At 73.9% G+C, this 16,260-nt stretch carries 17 protein-coding genes and 1 tRNA gene; 9 read left to right on the forward strand and 9 right to left on the reverse strand.

The window, feature by feature from the left end:
• Nucleotides 1–85 precede the first annotated feature (85 nt).
• The 6 genes from AMR74_RS09740 to AMR74_RS09760 all read right to left on the reverse strand — a co-directional run bounded on the left by AMR74_RS09740 (nucleotide 86) and on the right by AMR74_RS09760 (nucleotide 4,800).
• The gene (locus AMR74_RS09740) at nucleotides 86–2,683 is read right to left on the reverse strand and encodes a DNA topoisomerase I (protein ID WP_053771869.1); all 2,598 of its coding nucleotides are present in this window, start codon (nucleotides 2,681–2,683) and stop codon (nucleotides 86–88) included.
• A 103-nt stretch (nucleotides 2,684–2,786) separates the two neighbouring features.
• The gene (locus AMR74_RS19100) at nucleotides 2,787–2,954 is read right to left on the reverse strand and encodes a hypothetical protein (protein ID WP_167551904.1); all 168 of its coding nucleotides are present in this window, start codon (nucleotides 2,952–2,954) and stop codon (nucleotides 2,787–2,789) included.
• A 388-nt stretch (nucleotides 2,955–3,342) separates the two neighbouring features.
• Entirely contained in the window at nucleotides 3,343–3,837 is a 495-nt protein-coding gene (locus AMR74_RS09745; RefSeq protein ID WP_053771870.1) for a hypothetical protein, read from the reverse strand.
• 179 nt (nucleotides 3,838–4,016) lie between these two features.
• Nucleotides 4,017–4,098 (reverse strand) — tRNA-Ser (locus AMR74_RS09750).
• A 27-nt stretch (nucleotides 4,099–4,125) separates the two neighbouring features.
• Nucleotides 4,126–4,419, reverse strand: a complete 294-nt coding sequence (locus AMR74_RS09755; RefSeq protein WP_053771871.1) for a hypothetical protein — start codon at nucleotides 4,417–4,419, stop codon at nucleotides 4,126–4,128.
• Nucleotides 4,420–4,800: a Rid family detoxifying hydrolase gene (locus tag AMR74_RS09760; protein WP_053771872.1), complete on the reverse strand. Its 381-nt coding sequence runs from the start codon at nucleotides 4,798–4,800 to the stop codon at nucleotides 4,420–4,422. It abuts the gene before it with no gap.
• A 135-nt stretch (nucleotides 4,801–4,935) separates the two neighbouring features.
• On the opposite strand from AMR74_RS09760, the gene AMR74_RS09765 reads away from it, so the two are divergent.
• Nucleotides 4,936–5,331: a zinc ribbon domain-containing protein gene (locus AMR74_RS09765; protein ID WP_053771873.1), complete on the forward strand. Its 396-nt coding sequence runs from the start codon at nucleotides 4,936–4,938 to the stop codon at nucleotides 5,329–5,331.
• 46 nt (nucleotides 5,332–5,377) lie between these two features.
• Here AMR74_RS09765 and ubaA read toward each other — a convergent pair whose 3' ends face one another.
• Entirely contained in the window at nucleotides 5,378–6,190 is an 813-nt protein-coding gene (ubaA, locus tag AMR74_RS09770) for an SAMP-activating enzyme E1 (RefSeq protein WP_053771874.1), read from the reverse strand.
• A gap of 119 nt (nucleotides 6,191–6,309) precedes the next feature.
• On the opposite strand from ubaA, the gene AMR74_RS09775 reads away from it, so the two are divergent.
• A complete protein-coding gene (locus AMR74_RS09775) occupies nucleotides 6,310–7,446 on the forward strand; it encodes a serine hydrolase domain-containing protein (RefSeq protein WP_077152275.1) in 1,137 nt (378 codons plus the stop codon).
• A gap of 24 nt (nucleotides 7,447–7,470) precedes the next feature.
• Here AMR74_RS09775 and AMR74_RS09780 read toward each other — a convergent pair whose 3' ends face one another.
• The gene (locus AMR74_RS09780) at nucleotides 7,471–8,898 is read right to left on the reverse strand and encodes a hypothetical protein (protein WP_053771875.1); all 1,428 of its coding nucleotides are present in this window, start codon (nucleotides 8,896–8,898) and stop codon (nucleotides 7,471–7,473) included.
• Nucleotides 8,899–9,021: 123 nt separating this feature from the next.
• A complete protein-coding gene (locus AMR74_RS09785; RefSeq protein ID WP_049931415.1) occupies nucleotides 9,022–9,612 on the reverse strand; it encodes a 50S ribosomal protein L15e in 591 nt (196 codons plus the stop codon).
• 313 nt (nucleotides 9,613–9,925) lie between these two features.
• Between AMR74_RS09785 and AMR74_RS09790 the strand changes: the two genes are divergently transcribed.
• From AMR74_RS09790 to AMR74_RS09820, 7 genes are all read left to right on the forward strand, one after another.
• A complete protein-coding gene (locus tag AMR74_RS09790; RefSeq protein ID WP_053771876.1) occupies nucleotides 9,926–11,041 on the forward strand; it encodes a nicotinate-nucleotide--dimethylbenzimidazole phosphoribosyltransferase in 1,116 nt (371 codons plus the stop codon).
• 91 nt (nucleotides 11,042–11,132) lie between these two features.
• Entirely contained in the window at nucleotides 11,133–12,152 is a 1,020-nt protein-coding gene (locus AMR74_RS09795; protein ID WP_053771877.1) for a CobD/CbiB family cobalamin biosynthesis protein, read from the forward strand.
• Nucleotides 12,143–12,952: an adenosylcobinamide-GDP ribazoletransferase gene (locus tag AMR74_RS09800; RefSeq protein WP_082356862.1), complete on the forward strand. Its 810-nt coding sequence runs from the start codon at nucleotides 12,143–12,145 to the stop codon at nucleotides 12,950–12,952. The genes AMR74_RS09795 and AMR74_RS09800 overlap by 10 nt, the downstream gene beginning before the upstream one ends.
• Nucleotides 12,952–13,671 carry an NTP transferase domain-containing protein gene (locus tag AMR74_RS09805; protein WP_053771974.1) on the forward strand — a complete coding sequence of 240 codons (720 nt, stop codon included), beginning with the start codon at nucleotides 12,952–12,954 and terminating at the stop codon, nucleotides 13,669–13,671. The genes AMR74_RS09800 and AMR74_RS09805 overlap by 1 nt, the downstream gene beginning before the upstream one ends.
• The gene (locus AMR74_RS09810) at nucleotides 13,668–14,741 is read left to right on the forward strand and encodes an aminotransferase class I/II-fold pyridoxal phosphate-dependent enzyme (protein WP_053771878.1); all 1,074 of its coding nucleotides are present in this window, start codon (nucleotides 13,668–13,670) and stop codon (nucleotides 14,739–14,741) included. Before AMR74_RS09805 ends, AMR74_RS09810 begins: the two co-directional genes overlap by 4 nt.
• Entirely contained in the window at nucleotides 14,734–15,498 is a 765-nt protein-coding gene (locus AMR74_RS09815; RefSeq protein WP_053771975.1) for an adenosylcobinamide amidohydrolase, read from the forward strand. The genes AMR74_RS09810 and AMR74_RS09815 overlap by 8 nt, the downstream gene beginning before the upstream one ends.
• A complete protein-coding gene (locus AMR74_RS09820; RefSeq protein ID WP_053771879.1) occupies nucleotides 15,495–16,241 on the forward strand; it encodes a cob(I)yrinic acid a,c-diamide adenosyltransferase in 747 nt (248 codons plus the stop codon). Before AMR74_RS09815 ends, AMR74_RS09820 begins: the two co-directional genes overlap by 4 nt.
• Nucleotides 16,242–16,260: the final 19 nt, after the last annotated feature.

A 16,260-nucleotide genomic window follows, 5' to 3' on the forward strand; every position in this document is an offset into this window, starting at 1 on the left:
AACGGTGATCGAAACACTCCGCGCATATGTGTTTATGGATTTATGAGTCGCGGCGGCCGCGCGACGGCGCTCGGCCCGAGCGGGGTCAGTCCGCCTTCGCCTGCCAGTCGCGGACGGTGTCGGCGCCGACGCCGTCGACGTCGGCCGCGAGGTCGTCCGGGTCGGCGGACTTGAGGTCGTCGACGCCGCCGACGCCGGCGTCATTGAGCTTCTCGGCCGTCTTCTCCCCGATCCCCTCGACGGTCTGCAGCTCCGAGCCCTCCTGGCGGGCCGTGAACTCGCGGTAGTTACAGATCGGGCAGCCGAGCTCCCAGGGGTCGTCGCCGGAGTGGACCCGGAGGTGCGGGAGGTCGTGTTCCTCGCAGGTCTCGTCGGTGACCTCGATCTCGCCGCGCCGCGGGAGCGGCAGCGAGTAGTCGCAGTCGGGGTAGCGCGTACAGCCGACGAGCCGCGAGCCGGACCGGAGCCGCTTGATCGCGAGCTCGCCGCCGTGTTCCTCCCCGCAGTCGGGACACGCCCCGATCACCTCGTCCTCCTGCTCGTCGGCCTCGTCCGCCTTACACTGCGGGCAGCCGTGGACGAACGTCTTCCGTCCGGCAAGCATCTTCACGTGGCGGAGGTCGTGGTCCTCGCAGCTCTCGTCGAGGAGGAGCGGCTTCCCGGTCGAGGGGAGCGGGAGGGTGTACTCGCAGTCGGGGTAGCCGTCGCAACCGACGAAGTACGACCCCTGCCGCGACTTCCGGACGAGCAGGTCCGAGCCGCACTCCGGACAGGGCCCGAGCGTCTTGTCGGCCTTCAGCGACGTCTGGAGGTGGTCGCCGACCGCCTCGCGCGACGCGGTGAGGTCGTCGAACACGCGCGAGAGCAGCTCGCGGGAGTCAGCCGTCACCTCGTCGTAGCCCTTCTCGCCCGCGGCGATGGCCGCCATGTCTTCTTCGAGCTGGGCGGTCATCTCCTCGCTCACGATGCGGTCGGCGAACTCCTCGGCGGCCTCGACGACCGCCTCGGCGAGCCGGGTCGGTCGCGGCGGGTCGCTCTCGACGTAGTTGCGGTCGTACAGCTTCTCGATCGTCCGGTGGCGGGTCGCCTTCGTCCCGAGCTGCCGCTTCTCCATCTCCTCGATGAGCCGCGACTGCCCGTACCGCCGGGGCGGCTGCGTCTCCTTGGCCTCGGTGGCCCGGTCCGACAGCGACAGCGTCTCGCCGACCTCGACGTCCGGCACGATCCGCTCGTCGCTGGAGCGGTACGGGTACACGTCGTGGTAGCCGGCCTCGAGCAGCCGCTTCCCGTTGGCCTTCAGCCGCAGCCCGCCGTCCGCGACGAGGTCGGCCGGCCCGGCCGCGTCCTCGGGGTCGCGGAGCGCGGCGAGCCCGTCCGCGTCCGCGGCGATCGGCGTCGCCTCGCCGTTCGCGAGCGCGACCACGCGCAGCCGCTCCCAGGTGGCCGGGTCGGCGCAGGTGGCGAGGAAGCGGCGGACGATCAGCTCGTACACCTCCCACTCGTCGTCGGAGAGGTCCGACGCCGACGGGAGCTCGCCGGTCGGGTGGATCGGCGGGTGGTCCGTCGTCTCCTCGTCGCCCTCGGTCGGCTCGATGTCGCCGTCGCCGTCGAGCAGGCTCGCGGCGTCCGCGCCGAACGTCGAGGCCGCCGAGAGGTCCTCGATCAGCGCCTCGGGCTCAAGATCGTCCGGGTACACCGTGTTGTCGGTCCGGGGGTAGGTGACGTAGCCGGCGGTGTAGAGGTCCTCGGCGAGCGACATGGCGCGCTGCGCGGAGTAGCCGAGCGACCCCGCCGCGCGGATGAACGCGGTGGTGTTGAACGGCGTCGGCGGGTCGTCGGTCTGCGTGCGGCGGTCGACGTCGTCGACGGTCGCCGCCTCGGCCGCGGCGAGCGCCTCGGTGAGCGTGTCGGCGACCGCCTCGTCCCAGACGCGCTCGCGCTCGTTGCCCTCGTCGTTCAGGTAGAAGTAGCGCGCCTCGAACGGGTCGCCGCCCGCCTTCGCTAACTCGCCCGTCAGCTCCCAGTACGACTCGGGGTCGAACGCCTGGATCTCCCGCTCGCGGTCGACGATGAGCTTGAGCGTCGGCCCCTGGACCCGACCGACGGAGATGAAGTCGTCGCCCATCTGTCGGGCGGACAGCGAGAGGAAGCGGGTCAGGGCGGCGCCCCACGTCAGGTCGATGGTCTGGCGGGCCTCGCCGGCGGCCGCCAGCTCGAAGTCGAGGTCGTCGGGGTTCGCGAACGCCTCTCGGACCTCGTTTTCCGTGATCGACGAGAAGCGCACGCGGTCGACGGGCACGTCCTCGTTGACCTCGCGGACGAGCTCGTACGCCTCCTTGCCGATCAGCTCGCCCTCGCGGTCGTAGTCGGTCGCGATGACGACCCGGGAGGCGTTGCGCGCGAGCCGGCGCAGCGCGGCGACGATCCCCTCCTGCGTCGGCGTCTTCGTGACGGGCGCGTCGATCAGCTCGACCGGCTCCACGTCGCGCCAGTCGTTGTACTCGGCGGGGAAGTCGACGCCGACGACGTGGCCGGAGAGCCCGATACACCGCTTGCCGCCCCACTCGTAGACGTTGACGTCGTTGGTCCGCTCCGCGGTCGCGGACTCGCCGCTCAGGATGTCGGCGATGCGCCGCGCCGCGTTGTCTTTCTCCGTGATGATCAGCTCGGGGCCGCGACTCATTGCGCCGAGATAGGCCGCTCCCCCGTCTAAAGCTTTCGCGACGCGAGACTGCCGGCAGGCTCGGGGGCGAACGAACGGCGAGAAGGGACCCGAGGGCGGCCGCTCACCGGGCCGCGTCGTCGGACTCGGCGAGGAACTCCGCGTCGGTCTCCTCTCCGTACGGCTCCGGGGGTTCGTCGTCCGCGTCGAGTTCGCGCCGTGCGAGGTGGTTCTCGAGTTGGCGGCGCTTGTTCCTCCCTTTCCGCTCGCGGCCCGATTTCGTGTCTGGCATCGTCACCCGTGACAACTACACCCACACATATGAGTCTTGTGTCGGTGTGTAGACGAGCCAGCAGTGACGCTCAGGGGTGGCGCGTGCCTGCGAGCGGCCACAGGCCGCGAGCAGCACCGCGCGAGGGAGTCAGTCGCCGGAGCGAAGCGGAGGCGACTGACGAGGCTGGGGAGGCGTGAGGCGCTGTGCGGTCGCTGTCGGGTGGGACTCAAAGGGGCAACCGTGAGGCGTTCGGAGGCGACGCAAGCACCGCAGCGAAGGAGCGGAGCGACTGAGCGAGGAGCGCAGCGAGCGTCCGAACGCCTCACAGTTGGGGCTTTGGAGGCACTCACCGTCGATCCGCGGTCGATTAGTTATAAACCGGCTAACAGCGATGTCCCGCCGGAGTTCAACACCGAGTCTCTCTGGACACGAACCTGCCGGCCGGATCGACGAAGACTGAGATGCCACCGGCAATTCGGGCATAGACCACCACGTAGATACAGCCGCTGTACTCCTCGCCGAGAGGCTGGGTGACGACGGTATCATCCTCGGACGAGTCGGGACTGTCGTCGGGATACCCCGCTTTCACGTCCAGCCACAGCGGCTCGTCACCGTTCCCGAACGGACCTTCGACGATAGCTAAATTTCCGTCACCCCTCTGCGACGCATCGACCTCGAACGAGTCCCAGTAGCGTACGCTCTCGGCGGATCGCAGAACGATTTCGAACGTTCGTGCGACGTCCTGACCGTTTGCGATCTCGATTGTGTCGATAACCGTGGGGTCGTTATCGCTCTCCGTGGAATCACCGCGGAGATCGGTACAGCCCGCGAGACCGACGAGGCCGACACCGCCGAGGCTCGCGAGGAGCTTACGACGGTCAGTAGAGATATGGGGGACCATTCGCTCAACGGATCTATTTCGGATAGATCTGTTTGTAGTTTTTCACCGTATTTCCGTACTGAATACAAGACAGAAGCGCATCGCGCTCTGAGGATTTCAACGGACTCGAACTGGGTAGACTCGATAATTCCGGACTCGCTCGTCGCTGTCGCTCCTCGCTCGTTGTTGCGACAGCGAAGCGCCAGGAGAGGGATTTGAACCCCCGATCCCGGATGGGAACACGCTTTCCAGGCGTGCGCCTTACCACTCGGCCATCCTGGCTCACGCTTTGGTACTCCGGTGCGACTGTTAAGTCCTTCTTTTCGCGCGCACCCGGACCTCGGCGAGATACGTAATACCGGCCGACGCGACCGCGACCGCGAGCGCGACGAGCGCCAGCCCGCCGAGACCGAGCGGTAGCGATCCGGGACCGAGGAGCCGGTACCCCTGCGCGAGCACGAGGAAGGCGAACCCGCCGACGATCCCCCACAGCGCCGCGGAGCGCGCTCGGGCACGCGGGGTGGCCGGCGCGCCGGGCGCGGGGACGGACCCGTCGGTCGCGGCGTCCGACTCGCTCTCCGACCCGCCCTCGCCGTCGGCCATCTACTCGACGACGGCGACGGCCTCGATCTCGACGCCCGCCCCCTTCGGGAGCGCGCCGGCCTCGACCGCGGAGCGGGCCGGCGGCGACGCGTCGAAGTAGTCGGCGTACGTCTCGTTCATCTCGTCGAAGTCGCCGATGTCGGCCATGAACACCGTTGTCTTGAGCACGTCCTCGGGACCGGCGCCGGCCTCCTCCAGCACCGCGAGGAGGTTGTCGAGCGCCTGCTCCGTCTGGACCGCGATCGGGGCGTCGTCGAGCAGGTCGCCTGCGGGCGTCAGCGGGATCTGCCCGGCCGTGAACACGAGGTCGCCGTCGGTCGTCGCCTGGCTGTAGGCGCCCACCGCCGCCGGGGCGTCGTCCGTGTGGATCGTCTCTTTCATGCGGGTGCGCCTTCGACCGGCGGCCTCAAGAGTACTCTGGAGCGGGACCGCCGGTCGGCGCGGGGCCCGGATCGCGGTCGCGGACGGTCGGAATCACCGTCAGACACAAGCGCATGGAATGGTAACACTCCACGTATGACGGGAGACCAGCTCCTGCCGCTCGCCGCGATATTCGTCGGCGTGGCGGCGCTGAACCTCGCGGTGACGTGGCTGCTCGTCCGGCGGAACCGCGACCCGGCGGAGCTGCTCGGTTCGGCCGCAACCCGGTCGTCGGACGGCGACGGCGAGGGGCCCGAGGTCGGACCGACGCTCGCGCTCGACGGCGACGCCGGCTCGGCGAGCGGGGCGGGGGAGCCCGACGGGGGCGACCCGCCGCCGCTGGACGCCGACGGCGAGACCGTCGTCTGCCGGCACTGCGGCGCGGAGAACCGGGCGGGGTACCGGTACTGCCGGTGGTGCGTCCGGTCGGGGTTCGTCGACGAGGACGCCGGCGTCACCGCGGGGACCGCGATGGCCGACCGGTCGCTGTGAGCGGTCGGGGCGCGCGCCTCGCGGACGACGGGGCGAGCGGGCCGACTCAGGCCGCGTCGATCTGACACCCGGCCGCGTAGTCGATGCCGTCGATGCTGTCGATGCCGTCGTCGCCGCACACCGGACAGTCGGGGTTGCGCGCGTACGGCACCGTCTCGAACGAGAGGTCCATCGCGTCGTAGAACAGCATCCGGCCGACGAGCGGGTCGCCCACGTCCATGATCAGCTTCGCGGCCTCGGTCGCCTGGAGGCAGCCGACCGTCCCCGGGAGGACGCCGAGGACGCCCGTGCTCGCGCAGTCGGGCACCGTCCCCGGCTCCGGCGGCTCGGGGAACAGGCACCGGTAGCAGGGGCCGTCCGGCGAGAGCGTCGTCACCTGCCCCTCGAACTTGTAGATGGCGCCGTGCGACACCGGCACCCCCTCGATCCGGGCCGCGTCGTTCACCACGTAGCGGGTGGCGAAGTTGTCCGAGCAGTCCACGACCACGTCGTGGTCGGCGATCAGCTCGCGGGCGTTGCCCGCGTCGAGCCGCAGCTCGTGGCGCTCGACGTCGACGTCGGGGTTGCGGTCGGCGACGAAGTCGGCCGCCGAGTCGACCTTCTTCCGTCCCACGTCGCCGTCGCCGTGGATCACCTGTCGCTGGAGGTTCGAGCGCTCGACGACGTCGTCGTCGACGATCCCGATCGCCCCGACCCCCGCGGCCGCGAGGTACTGGATCGCCGGGGCGCCGAGCCCGCCCGCGCCGACGACGAGGACGCGGGCGTCGAGCAGCCGCTTTTGCCCCTCCGGACCGACGTCGTCGAGGATGACGTGCCGGGAGTAGCGGTCGAGTTGGGTCGCGTCGAGCGAGAGACTCATGCCTACGACCTGTGCGGGCGCGGATATAATCGTGTTCCCGGGCTGCGGTCGAGGCGCCGACCCCGGCGGAACGTCGCAGTACGCGAACGACTGAAGGGGGTGAGCACTGAAAGCGAGTTATGTACTTCCCCGACGCGGACGAGTGGGAACGGCGCGACCCCGAGGCGGTCGGGCTCGATCCGGACGCCGTCACGGCCGCAGTCGCCTACCACAAGCTGAACGGGACGCCGCGCGAGCAGATCGACTACGACTTCGCGGACCACGAGACGTGGGACGACGCCGAAGGCGAGCACGGGCAGCGGATCGGGCCCCACCCCGCGCGGCGCGGCGGCCCCGCGGGGCTCGTCCTCAAGGACGGCTACCGCGTCGCGGAGTGGGGCGACACCCGCCGCGTGGACCAGGCGTTCAGCGTCGCCAAGAGCTTCCTCTCGGTCGTCGCGGGCGTCGCGTGGGACCGCGGCGAGATCGGCGCCGTCGACGACCGCGTCCGCGGGTACGTCGACGACGGCGGGTTCGAGGGCGACCACAACGGGGCGATCACGTGGCAACACCTGCTCCACCAGACCAGCGAGTGGGAGGGGACGCTGTTCGGCAAGCCCGACGCCGTCGACCGCAACCGGGCGGTCGGGAAGGACGGCGAGGCGCTCGGCAAGTCGGAGACCCGGTCGCTCCGCGAGCCGGGGACGTTCTGGGAGTACAACGACGTGCGGATCAACCGCCTCTCGCTGGCGCTCCTGCGAACGATCGGCCGGCCGCTCCCCCGCGTGCTCGCCGAGCACGTCATGGGACCCGTCGGCGCCACCGACACCTGGGAGTGGCACGGCTACCACAACTCGACGGTCGACGTGGACGGGACGGCGATGAAGAGCGTCTCCGGCGGCGGTCACTGGGGCGGCGGGCTGTGGATCTCTGCCCGCGACCTCGCGCGGGTCGGCCTGCTGTACCTCAACGGCGGGGAGTGGGACGGGAACCGACTGCTCTCCGAGGCGTGGGTCGACGCGTCGACCGAGCCCTGTGAGGTCAACGAGAGCTACGGCTACCTGTGGTGGCTCAACGAGGGGCGGACGCTGTGGCCGAGCGCCCCCGAGTCGGCGTACGCCGCCCTCGGCCACGGACAGAACACCGTCTGGGTCGACCCCGAACACGACCTCGTCGCCGTGCTCCGGTGGCTGCGCTACGACGAGAACGCCGAAGAGACCGACGCGCGGACCGAACAGGACCGGTTCTACGCGAAACTGCTCGACGGGCTCGACTGAGCCCCGAGAGCGAGGCGCGCCGACTCACTCGGTCGACGCCGCCACGGCGTCGGTCATCCAGCAGTCGTCCACGTCGCCGAGGGAGGTGTCCGTGTCCCCGCTCCCGCCGGCGACGCGCACGAGTCGGAACTCGTACCGACCGGTGACGCTGCCGTTCTCCCGGGTGACGACCTCGACGTAGGCGGCGTCGTCGACGACGTCCGGCACGGAGTACTGGGCGGTGTCGTACGTGAGCATCGGCCCGTACCGCGGCGTCTCGAACAGGTCGGCGTACTCCCCGGTCGAGCCGACCAGGTCCCTGTTCCCCGGCGAGGCGAACGCCCGGAGGGTCCGGATCCCGTCGTTCGTCGCGTTGTCGTTGTAGCGGAGCGCGTTCATCTGGATCTGGACGACCTGGAGCGCGGACCGCTCGCAGGTGGGCGACGGCGCCGTGTTCCGCGCGGCCTCACCGGTCAGGTCGCCGTCCGCGACCGAGACGGTGTTCGCACCGCCGCCGTCGGTCGATCCGCCGCTCCCGCCGTCGGTCGATCCGCCGCTCCCGCCGTCTCTCTCGTTCGCCGCTCCCGTCGGGTCCGAGTCGCCCGCGGCCGGGTCGCTCGCCCCGCCGCCCCCCACGCCGGCGAGGCCGTCCGGACCGCCGACCCCGGCGGCGCCGGCGGCGAACCCGGCCCCGGCCGCCGCGACGAGGAGGACGGCGACGCCGACCGCCGCGAGGAGCGCCCGTCGGTCCGTCCGTTCGGTCGCCCCGTCGGTCGGAGTCGCCTCGTCGCTCGTATCGGCCGCGGCGGCGTGGCTCGCGTCGGTCGCGGCCGCCTCGTTTCTCGTGTCCGTCGCGGCCACCTCGTCCCTCGGTCGAGCGTCGGCCCCCGAATCGCCCGACGAACCGGAGGCGGTGCGGTCGGCGGACCGGAGACCCGAACCGGCGTCATCACCGGTGGTTTCGGACGAGGCGGCGCCCGGCGCGGCGGCACCCGACTCGTCGCCGTCGTCCGTCACCGCGTCGGCGTCCGCCGGGCCGGTGCCGGAGTCCGGTGCGTCGGCGGCGGGGGCGGCCGCGCTCTCGTAGGCCGCGGACCGGATCGGCACGCCGAGGAACCGGTCGGAAATGTCGTTCGCCGTCGCCGGCGGGACGCCGTACAGCAGGCGCTCTCGGAGGTCGGCCGGGGCCACCACGTCGGCGTCGAACCCGGCGTCGAGGTCGTCGAGCAGCGAGTCGCTCGCGACGACGACGGCGTCCGCCGGGGCGTCGGGGACAATCCCATCGGCGGCCGCGACCGCGAGCAGTTCGGTCCGTCGGCCGCCCTCGGTCACCGTGACCCGCGGCGGGTCGACGTCGACGGCGTCGGCGGTCGCCGCGTACGCCTCGGCGACGAGCGCCGCGAACGCGTCGCCGTCGAGCGACTCGAGTTCGGTCGCGAACGGGTCGGGCGGAATGGGCGCGTTCGCGGTCACGTAACGATCGCCACGTACGTGGGTATGTGACGCGGTGTCTTTGCTCTTGCGTCGCGGTCGCACGGCGCCGCGGCTCGTCGGAATCGCGGACCGCGAGGAAAAACGTCGGCGTCGTCGGGGACGTTACTTGCCCTGTCGGTCGTTCGAGGTGACGCTCGGGCGCGTCTTCTCGGTGCCCTTGCCGCGCTTGCGCTGGCCGCGGCCCTTGGTGCCGGCAGAGGTGAGGCCGCGGTACGCGCGGCCCTTGTGGTCGTCCGAGCAGATCCAGTTCAGGTCGTCGTCGTTCTCGATCGCGGGGTGGGCGGGGTCCACGAGGATGACCTCGTGCCACTTCTGGGAGCCGTCCTCACCGACCCAGTAGGAGTTGAGCACGCGGAGGTTGCGGTACTTCCGCGAGGCGCGCTCCTCGGCGATGCGCTGGATCGACTTGCGCCGCGAGACGCGGTTGACGCCCTGGCGCTTCGAGCGGCGGCCCGCCTTGAAGCGCTGCTTGCGCGAGCCGCCCTTCCGGACGCTCACGCGGGCGACGATGACGCCCTGCTTGGCCTTGTAGCCCAGTTCGCGGGCCTTGTCCAGCCGGGTGGGGCGCTCGATGCGCTCGATGGCGCCCTGGTCGCGCCACTCCTGTTTGCGCTGCCACTGCAGCTCGGCCAGTTTCCCCTCCTTGGGGGACCGCCACGCCTCCTTGATGTGCGAGTAGAAGCTTCGTGCCATTGTGTGTCCGCGGACGGTTGCGATTCAGCCGCGAGGGGCCACATGTCGTCTCGTCCCGGGCGCGCGTCGGCCGACCCGACGTTCCCGGCGGCGAGTGCCCGCTGTGTCCGCACCAGCGAGTTGGCGGAATTACCCGCGGTCCGCCCTTAACCGCTTCGCTCCGCGGGTCGCGTGCGGAGGAGTGACAGGGAGCCTCGGCTCCGCTCCCGGCGCCCCGCGTCGATCGATTAAAGTTCACTTGTATCGATTAACCGCCAGTGGTACACATCGACGCCGCGCCGGGGCGACGCGGCCTCGACGGAGGGGGTGTCCGGTGGGGGACGTGACCCTCGTCGTCGTCGCCGGGACGACCGAGACGGCCGCGATCGACGGGATCAGCGCCGCGGGCGCCGACCCAGACCTGCGCGTCCACACGCCGAGCGCCGACCTCGAGATCGTCGCGTCCGGCCGCCCGGGGCCGGGCTCGCCCGTGCCGGTGAGCCCGGGCGGCTGTCCGACCCCCGCGGTCGTCACCCGCGCCGTCCGCGAGCTGCTCGGCCCCGAGTCGCTTCCCGTCGCGTTCGTCGACGCCGGGCTGGGAGCGCCCACCGCGGCCGCGACGCGCGGCGTCGGCGCGGCGCCGGGCGGCGACGTGCGCGACCCGGAACCGGTCCCGGGGGCGGCGACCGTCTTCGAGCGCGCGCGGTCGCTGGCGCCGGCCCTCGCCGCGTCCGGGAGCGGCGACGACGCGGGCGGCGACGGGGCGACCGAGCTCCTCGTCGCGGAGACGATCCCGGGCGGCACGACGACGGCGCTCGGAGTCCTGACGGCGCTCGGCGAGCGCGCCGCGGTCTCCTCGTCGCTCCCGGCGAACCCGATCGAACGCAAGCGCCGCGTCGTCGCCGAGGGGCTGGACGCGAGCGGCCTCGACCCGGGCGGCGCGGCGGGCGACCCGATCGAGGCGGTCCGGCTGGCCGGCGACCCGGTCCTCGCCGCGGTCGCCGGGCTCCTCGTCGGCTGCGCGGACGCGGGGATCGACGTCACGCTCGCGGGCGGCACCCAGCTCGCGGCCGCGGCGGCGCTCGCGCGGCACGCCGGCGTCGACCGCCGGCTCCCGCTGGCGACCACGTCGCTCGTCGCCGACGACCCCACGGCGGACCTCCCGGCGCTCGCGGGCGACCTCGACCTAGCGCTCGCGGCGGCCGACCCCGGGTTCGCCGAGGGCGACCACCCCGCGCTGGCGGCGTACGCCCGCGGCGAGGCGAAGGAGGGCGTCGGGATGGGCGGGGCGCTCGCGCTCGCCGACCGGGCGAGGGTCACCGACGCCGCCGTCCGCGATCGGATCGCCGCCGTGACCGACCGACTGCTCGCCGAGCGGAGGGCGAGCGACGGGAGCGGCGACGCGGAACCCGACGGCTCGACGCCGACCGACGGGGGCGACCGGCGGTGAGGGGGCTCGTCGGACACCGGACCCTCGGCACGCACTGCCGCGTCCACGCGACGAGCGACGCGTTCGACGCGTTCCCCGACGAGGTGGAAGGGTGACGGGGACCGGGCCGCTCCCGGCCGCGGCGGTCACGCTGGTCGCCCCGCTCGCCGTCGCCGTCGCGCTGGACCTCGCGGTCGCGGAGCCGCCCCGACGGGTCCATCCGGTCGCGCTGTTCGGGCGCCTCGTCGGGCCCTTCGACCGCGAGTGGGCTTGTCCGGGACTCGTCGGCGCCCCGGTCGCGGTCGCGCTCCCACTTGTTTCGGCCGCGGTCTGCGGCGGGGGCGTCTGGCTCGCGGCCGCCCGCGGGCCGCGAGTCGGCGACGTTCCGGTCCTTGCCGTCGCCGTCGCGGCCGCCGTCTGCTTCTCGGTCGCGAGCCTGCGCATGCTGCTCGACGTGACGAGCGAGGTGGTCGCGGAGAGCGAGGCCGACCCCGACGCGGCCCGGGAGTCCGTCCGGGCGCTCGTCGGGCGCGACCCCGCCGCCCTCTCGCCGGCCGACCTCCGGAGCGCCGCGGTCGAGAGCGCCGCCGAGAACCTCGCGGACGGGTTCGTCGCGCCCCTCGCCTGGTTCGTCGCGGGCGCGACCGTCGCCGTCGCGCTCGCCGCCGCTGCGGGGGGCGCCGCCGCCCCGTCGGCCGCGCTCGCCGCCGGCGTCGCGGCCGCGGCCTGGGCGAAGGCCGTGAACACGCTCGACTCGATGCTCGGCTACCGCTCGAAGCCGGTGGGGCGGGCGAGCGCCCGGCTCGACGACGCCGTCATGTTCCTCCCGGCGCGGGTCGCCGCGTGCTGTCTCGCGGTCGCCGCTCGGTCGCCCGGGAGCCTGCGACGTGCGCGGCCGCTGGCCCGCGAGCCCGCCTCCCCGAACTCGGGGTGGCCGATGGCGACGGCCGCGGTCGCGCTCGGCGTCCGCTTGGAGAAGCCGGGCGCGTACGCGCTCCCAGGGGGACCCGAGCCGCCGACCCCGACCGCCGCCCGGGACGCCGTGCGCCTCGTCGGCGCCGCGGGCGGCGTCGCGGTCGCGGCCGCGGCGGGGTGGCTCCTCGCGCTCGCGGGGGTGGTCGCGTGGTACTGACGGTCGCCGCGCTCCGCGGCGCGCTCGGGTTCTGCTCGCGGGTCCCCGTCGGCCGCGACGAGGCGGCCTGGGAGGCGTTCCGGCGGACGCCGGCGGCGATGCCGGCGGTCGCCTACGCGCTCGGCGCCCTGGTCGCGCTCCCGGTCGCCGCCGCGACGCTGCTCCCGGTCCCGGTCCCGTCCCCCACGGTCGCGGCGGCGGTCCCCGCGTGGCTGTACCTCGTCACCGGGATCACCCACCTCGACGGCGTCGCCGACCTCGGCGACGCGGCGGTCGTCCACGGGGACGCCGAGCGCCGCCGCGAGGTGATGAAGGACTCGGCGCTCGGCGTCGGCGGCGCGCTCGCGGTGGCGCTCGTCGTCTTCGGCCTCGCGACGGCGGCGACGGTGGCGGTGGACCTCGGCCGGCTCTCGCTCGTCGACGCCGTCGCCCTCGTCGTCGCCGCCGAGGTCGGCGCGAGGGGCGCCGCGGCCGCGCTCGTCTGCGTCGGCGAGGCCCCCCACGAGGGGCTCGGCTCGGCGCTGACCGCCGAGTCCGGCCCGCGGGGCCTGATCTGGGTCGCGCTCGCGGCGGCCCCCGCCGCGCTGCTGGGCCCCGCCGCGGCCGCGGCGGGCGTCGGATTCGACGCCGCGTTCGTCCCCGGCGCGGCGCTGGCCGCCGCGGGCGCCGTCGCCGTCGTCGGGCTGGCGTGGGCGAACGCGCGCCTCGGCGGGGTCAGCGGCGACGTGCTCGGCGCGACGACCGAGGTCGCCCGGGTCGTCGGGATTCACGCGGGGGTGATCGCGTGGACGCTCTCGTGATGTGCGGCGGCCGGGGCACCCGGCTCGGCGAGGGCGAGAAGCCGCTCGCGGCGGTCGCCGGGCGGTCGATGGTCGACCGCGCGCTCGACGCGCTCGCCGCGAGCCGAGTCGAGACGGCGTACGCCGCCGTCTCCCCGCACGCGCCGCGGACGCGCGAGCGACTGGTCGCGCGGCGGGACGGGAGTGCCGACGATCCGGACTCGGAAGCGGTCGACCTCCGGGTGGTCGACACGCCGGGCGACGGGTACGTCGCGGACCTCCGGGCGGCCCTCGAAGCCGGACCGGACGCGCCGGCGCTCACCCTCGCGGTCGACCTGCCGCTGCTCGACGGTCCGGCGGTCGACGCGGTCCTCGGCGCGCACGCCGCCGCCGACGCCGACGCGCTCTCGGTCCGCGTGCCCGCGGCGCGCAAGCGGGAGCTCGGCGCGAGCGCCGACGCCGCGACGCGGTACGACGAGGCGGACGACGGCGAGGCGAGCGGGGGAGTCGACGGCGACCTCGTGCCCGCCGGGATCAACGTCGTCGGCGCGCTCGACGGCGCGGGCGACGAGGCCGTCCGGGCGACCCGCGACGCGCGCCTCGCCGTCAACGTCAATCGCCCCGGGGACCGCCGGCTCGCGGAACGGCTGCTCGGCGGCGACGGACCCGAACCGCTCCCGACCGGCGGGGTCGACTGGCTCGACGCGACGGCGACGCGCGAGGGAGGTGGGCGGTCGTGAACCGCGAGCGCGCCGCGGCGCTCGGCCGCGAGCCGCACGGGAGCAGCGACGACCCCGACCTGCTGGACTTCAGCGCGAACGCGAACCCCGAGGTCCCCGACGGCGTCGAGCGCGTCTACCGGGCGGCGTTCGAGCGGGCGCGGACGTACCCGCCCGAGCCGCCGGCGGCGTTCCGGCGCGCGGCCGCCGACTACGTGGGCTGCGACCCCGGGGACGTGGTCCCGACTCCGGGCGGGCTGGCGGCGATCCGGGCCGCGGTCGCGCTCGCGGTCGGCGAGGGCGACACCGCCCTGGTCCCGGCGCCGAGCTTCGGCGAGTACGCCCGCGAGGTCCGGCTCCGGGGCGGCGAGCCGTCGTTCGCCGACGTCGACCGCGTCCTCGACGCCGACCCGAGCGGTCACGCGCTCGCGGTCGTCTGTACCCCGAACAACCCCACCGGGACCGGCTACGACCGCGACGCGTTGCTCGCGTTCGCGGAGCGCTGTCGGGCGGCCGGGACCGTCCTGCTCGTCGACGAGGCGTTCCTCGGGTTCACCGAGCGCGCGTCGCTCGCGGGGACCGACGGCGTCGTCGTCGCGCGGGCGCTCACGAAGCTGTTCGGGCTCCCCGGAATCCGGGCCGGCTTCGCGGTCGCGACGGGCGACCTCGGCGCGGCGCTGCGGGGCGCCCGCCGGACGTGGAACCTGGGCGCGCCGGCGCTCGCGACCGGCGAGTACTGCCTCCGGCAGGAGGAGTTCGTCCGCGAGACCCGCGAGCGCGTCAGGCGGGAGCGCGACCGGCTGCGGGCCGCGCTCGGCGAGCGCTACGCGGTGGCCCCCTCGGAGGCGCCGTACCTCCTCCTCGACGTCGGCGACCGCGACGTGGACCGCGTGATCGAGCGGGCCCGCGACCGGGGCGTCGCCGTCCGCGACGCGCGGTCCTTCCGCGGCCTCGACGCGCACGTCCGGGTCGCGGTGCGCCGCCCGGCCGAGAACGACCGGCTCCTCACAGCGCTCGGGGTCGGCGACGAAGCGGGAGATGACGGCGGTTCGAGCGGTGGCGGAAGCCGAGGTGCGGACGCCGATGTTTGAGGCGACCGTCAGCGAGGGCGTCCTCCGGCTCCGCCGACCGGGGACGCGCTGGCTCTCGACCGGCTGGGACGGCGGGCGGTCGCGGGCGGCGGCCGCGTACAACGTCACCGTCTCGGAGGGGTTCGACCGGACGGACCTCACGGCCTACCGCGACGAGCGACTGGCGCGGGCTGGATTCGCCGGCGATGCCGACGACAGCGTCGGCGACGGCGGTAGCGGAGACGGCGACCCCGACGCCTCCCCGGCGCTGTTCACGGGCGTCTCGATGGACCACGCCAGGGGGGCGCGGCTCGGACCCGCCGTCGCGTACGCGACCGTCGGCCTCTCGAACCCCGCGATGCTGCCGGCGGATCCGGCCAGCGCGGCCGAGTCGCAGGGGCCGACGGAGGCCGCGGAGGGCCCGCCCGGCCCCGGAACGGTCAACCTGGTCGTCGGGACGACGCGGCGGCTGGCGCCCGGGGCCGCGGCGAACCTCGTCGCGGTCGCGGCCGAGGCGAAGGCGGCGACGCTGCTCGCGGCGGCCGGCGTCCCGGGGACGACGAGCGACGCGGTCGTCGTCGGCGACGACCCCGAGGGCGAGCCCGCGGCGTTCTCCGGCAGCGCCACGGCGGTCGGCGGGGCGGCCCGCGCCTGCGTCCGGGACGCGGTCCGCGCGAGCCTGCGGTCGCGGTACCCGGACGGCGACGTGCCCGGTCCGGCGGCCGACGCCGAACACGGCGTCGTCACCGACGAGCGGGCGGAGGTATTCGACCCATGACACCGAACGACGACACCACCGACGAGGCATCGACCGACGAGAACGGCGAGGGCAGCGAGACCGACGCGACCCCGGCCGCCGACCGGCGCCGCACGCCGGGCGGGGGCGAGGCCCCCGAGCCCGAACCGATCGAGCCCGCCGCCCCCGAGGAGTTCGGGCTCGTTCAGGCCTGGTGGGGCGACGGGAAGGGGAAGACGACCGCGGCGATGGGGATGGGATTCCGCGCCGCGGGCCACGGCTACCGCGTCCACATGCTCCAGCTGATGAAGGGCGGCGCCGACAGCGTCGAGGGCGTCCGCGGCGAGTACAACGCCATCGCCGCCGTTCCGGGGTTCACCTACGAGAACGCCGGTCACTACGGCTGGCACGGCCTGCTCGACGGCTCGGCCGACGACGAACACGAGGCGAAGGCGGCCGCCGCCTTCGAGCGCGCGGAGGCGCTCGTCGCGGGCGCGGCCGACGCGGACCTGACCGAGCCGCTCCCGCTCGACGGCGACCCCGAGGACGGCGTCCACATGCTGATCGTCGACGAGTTGCTGTACGCGGCCGACCGCGGGCTCGTCGCCCCCGACGACGTCGTCGCCCTCGCCGAGTCGAAGCCGGGCGACCTCGAACTCGTGCTCACCGGGAGCCACGCCGAGCCCGCGTACCTCGACGGCGTCGCCGACCTGATAACGAACGTCCGCAAGGTCGCGCACCCGTTCGACGACGGCCAGCGCGCCCGGCGCGGGACGGAGTACTGACGATGGGGGGCGGGGTCGC

Origin of the sequence: Halorubrum tropicale, assembly GCF_001280455.1 — an archaeon.
In the GTDB taxonomy this organism is placed as follows: Archaea; Halobacteriota; Halobacteria; order Halobacteriales; family Haloferacaceae; genus Halorubrum; species Halorubrum tropicale.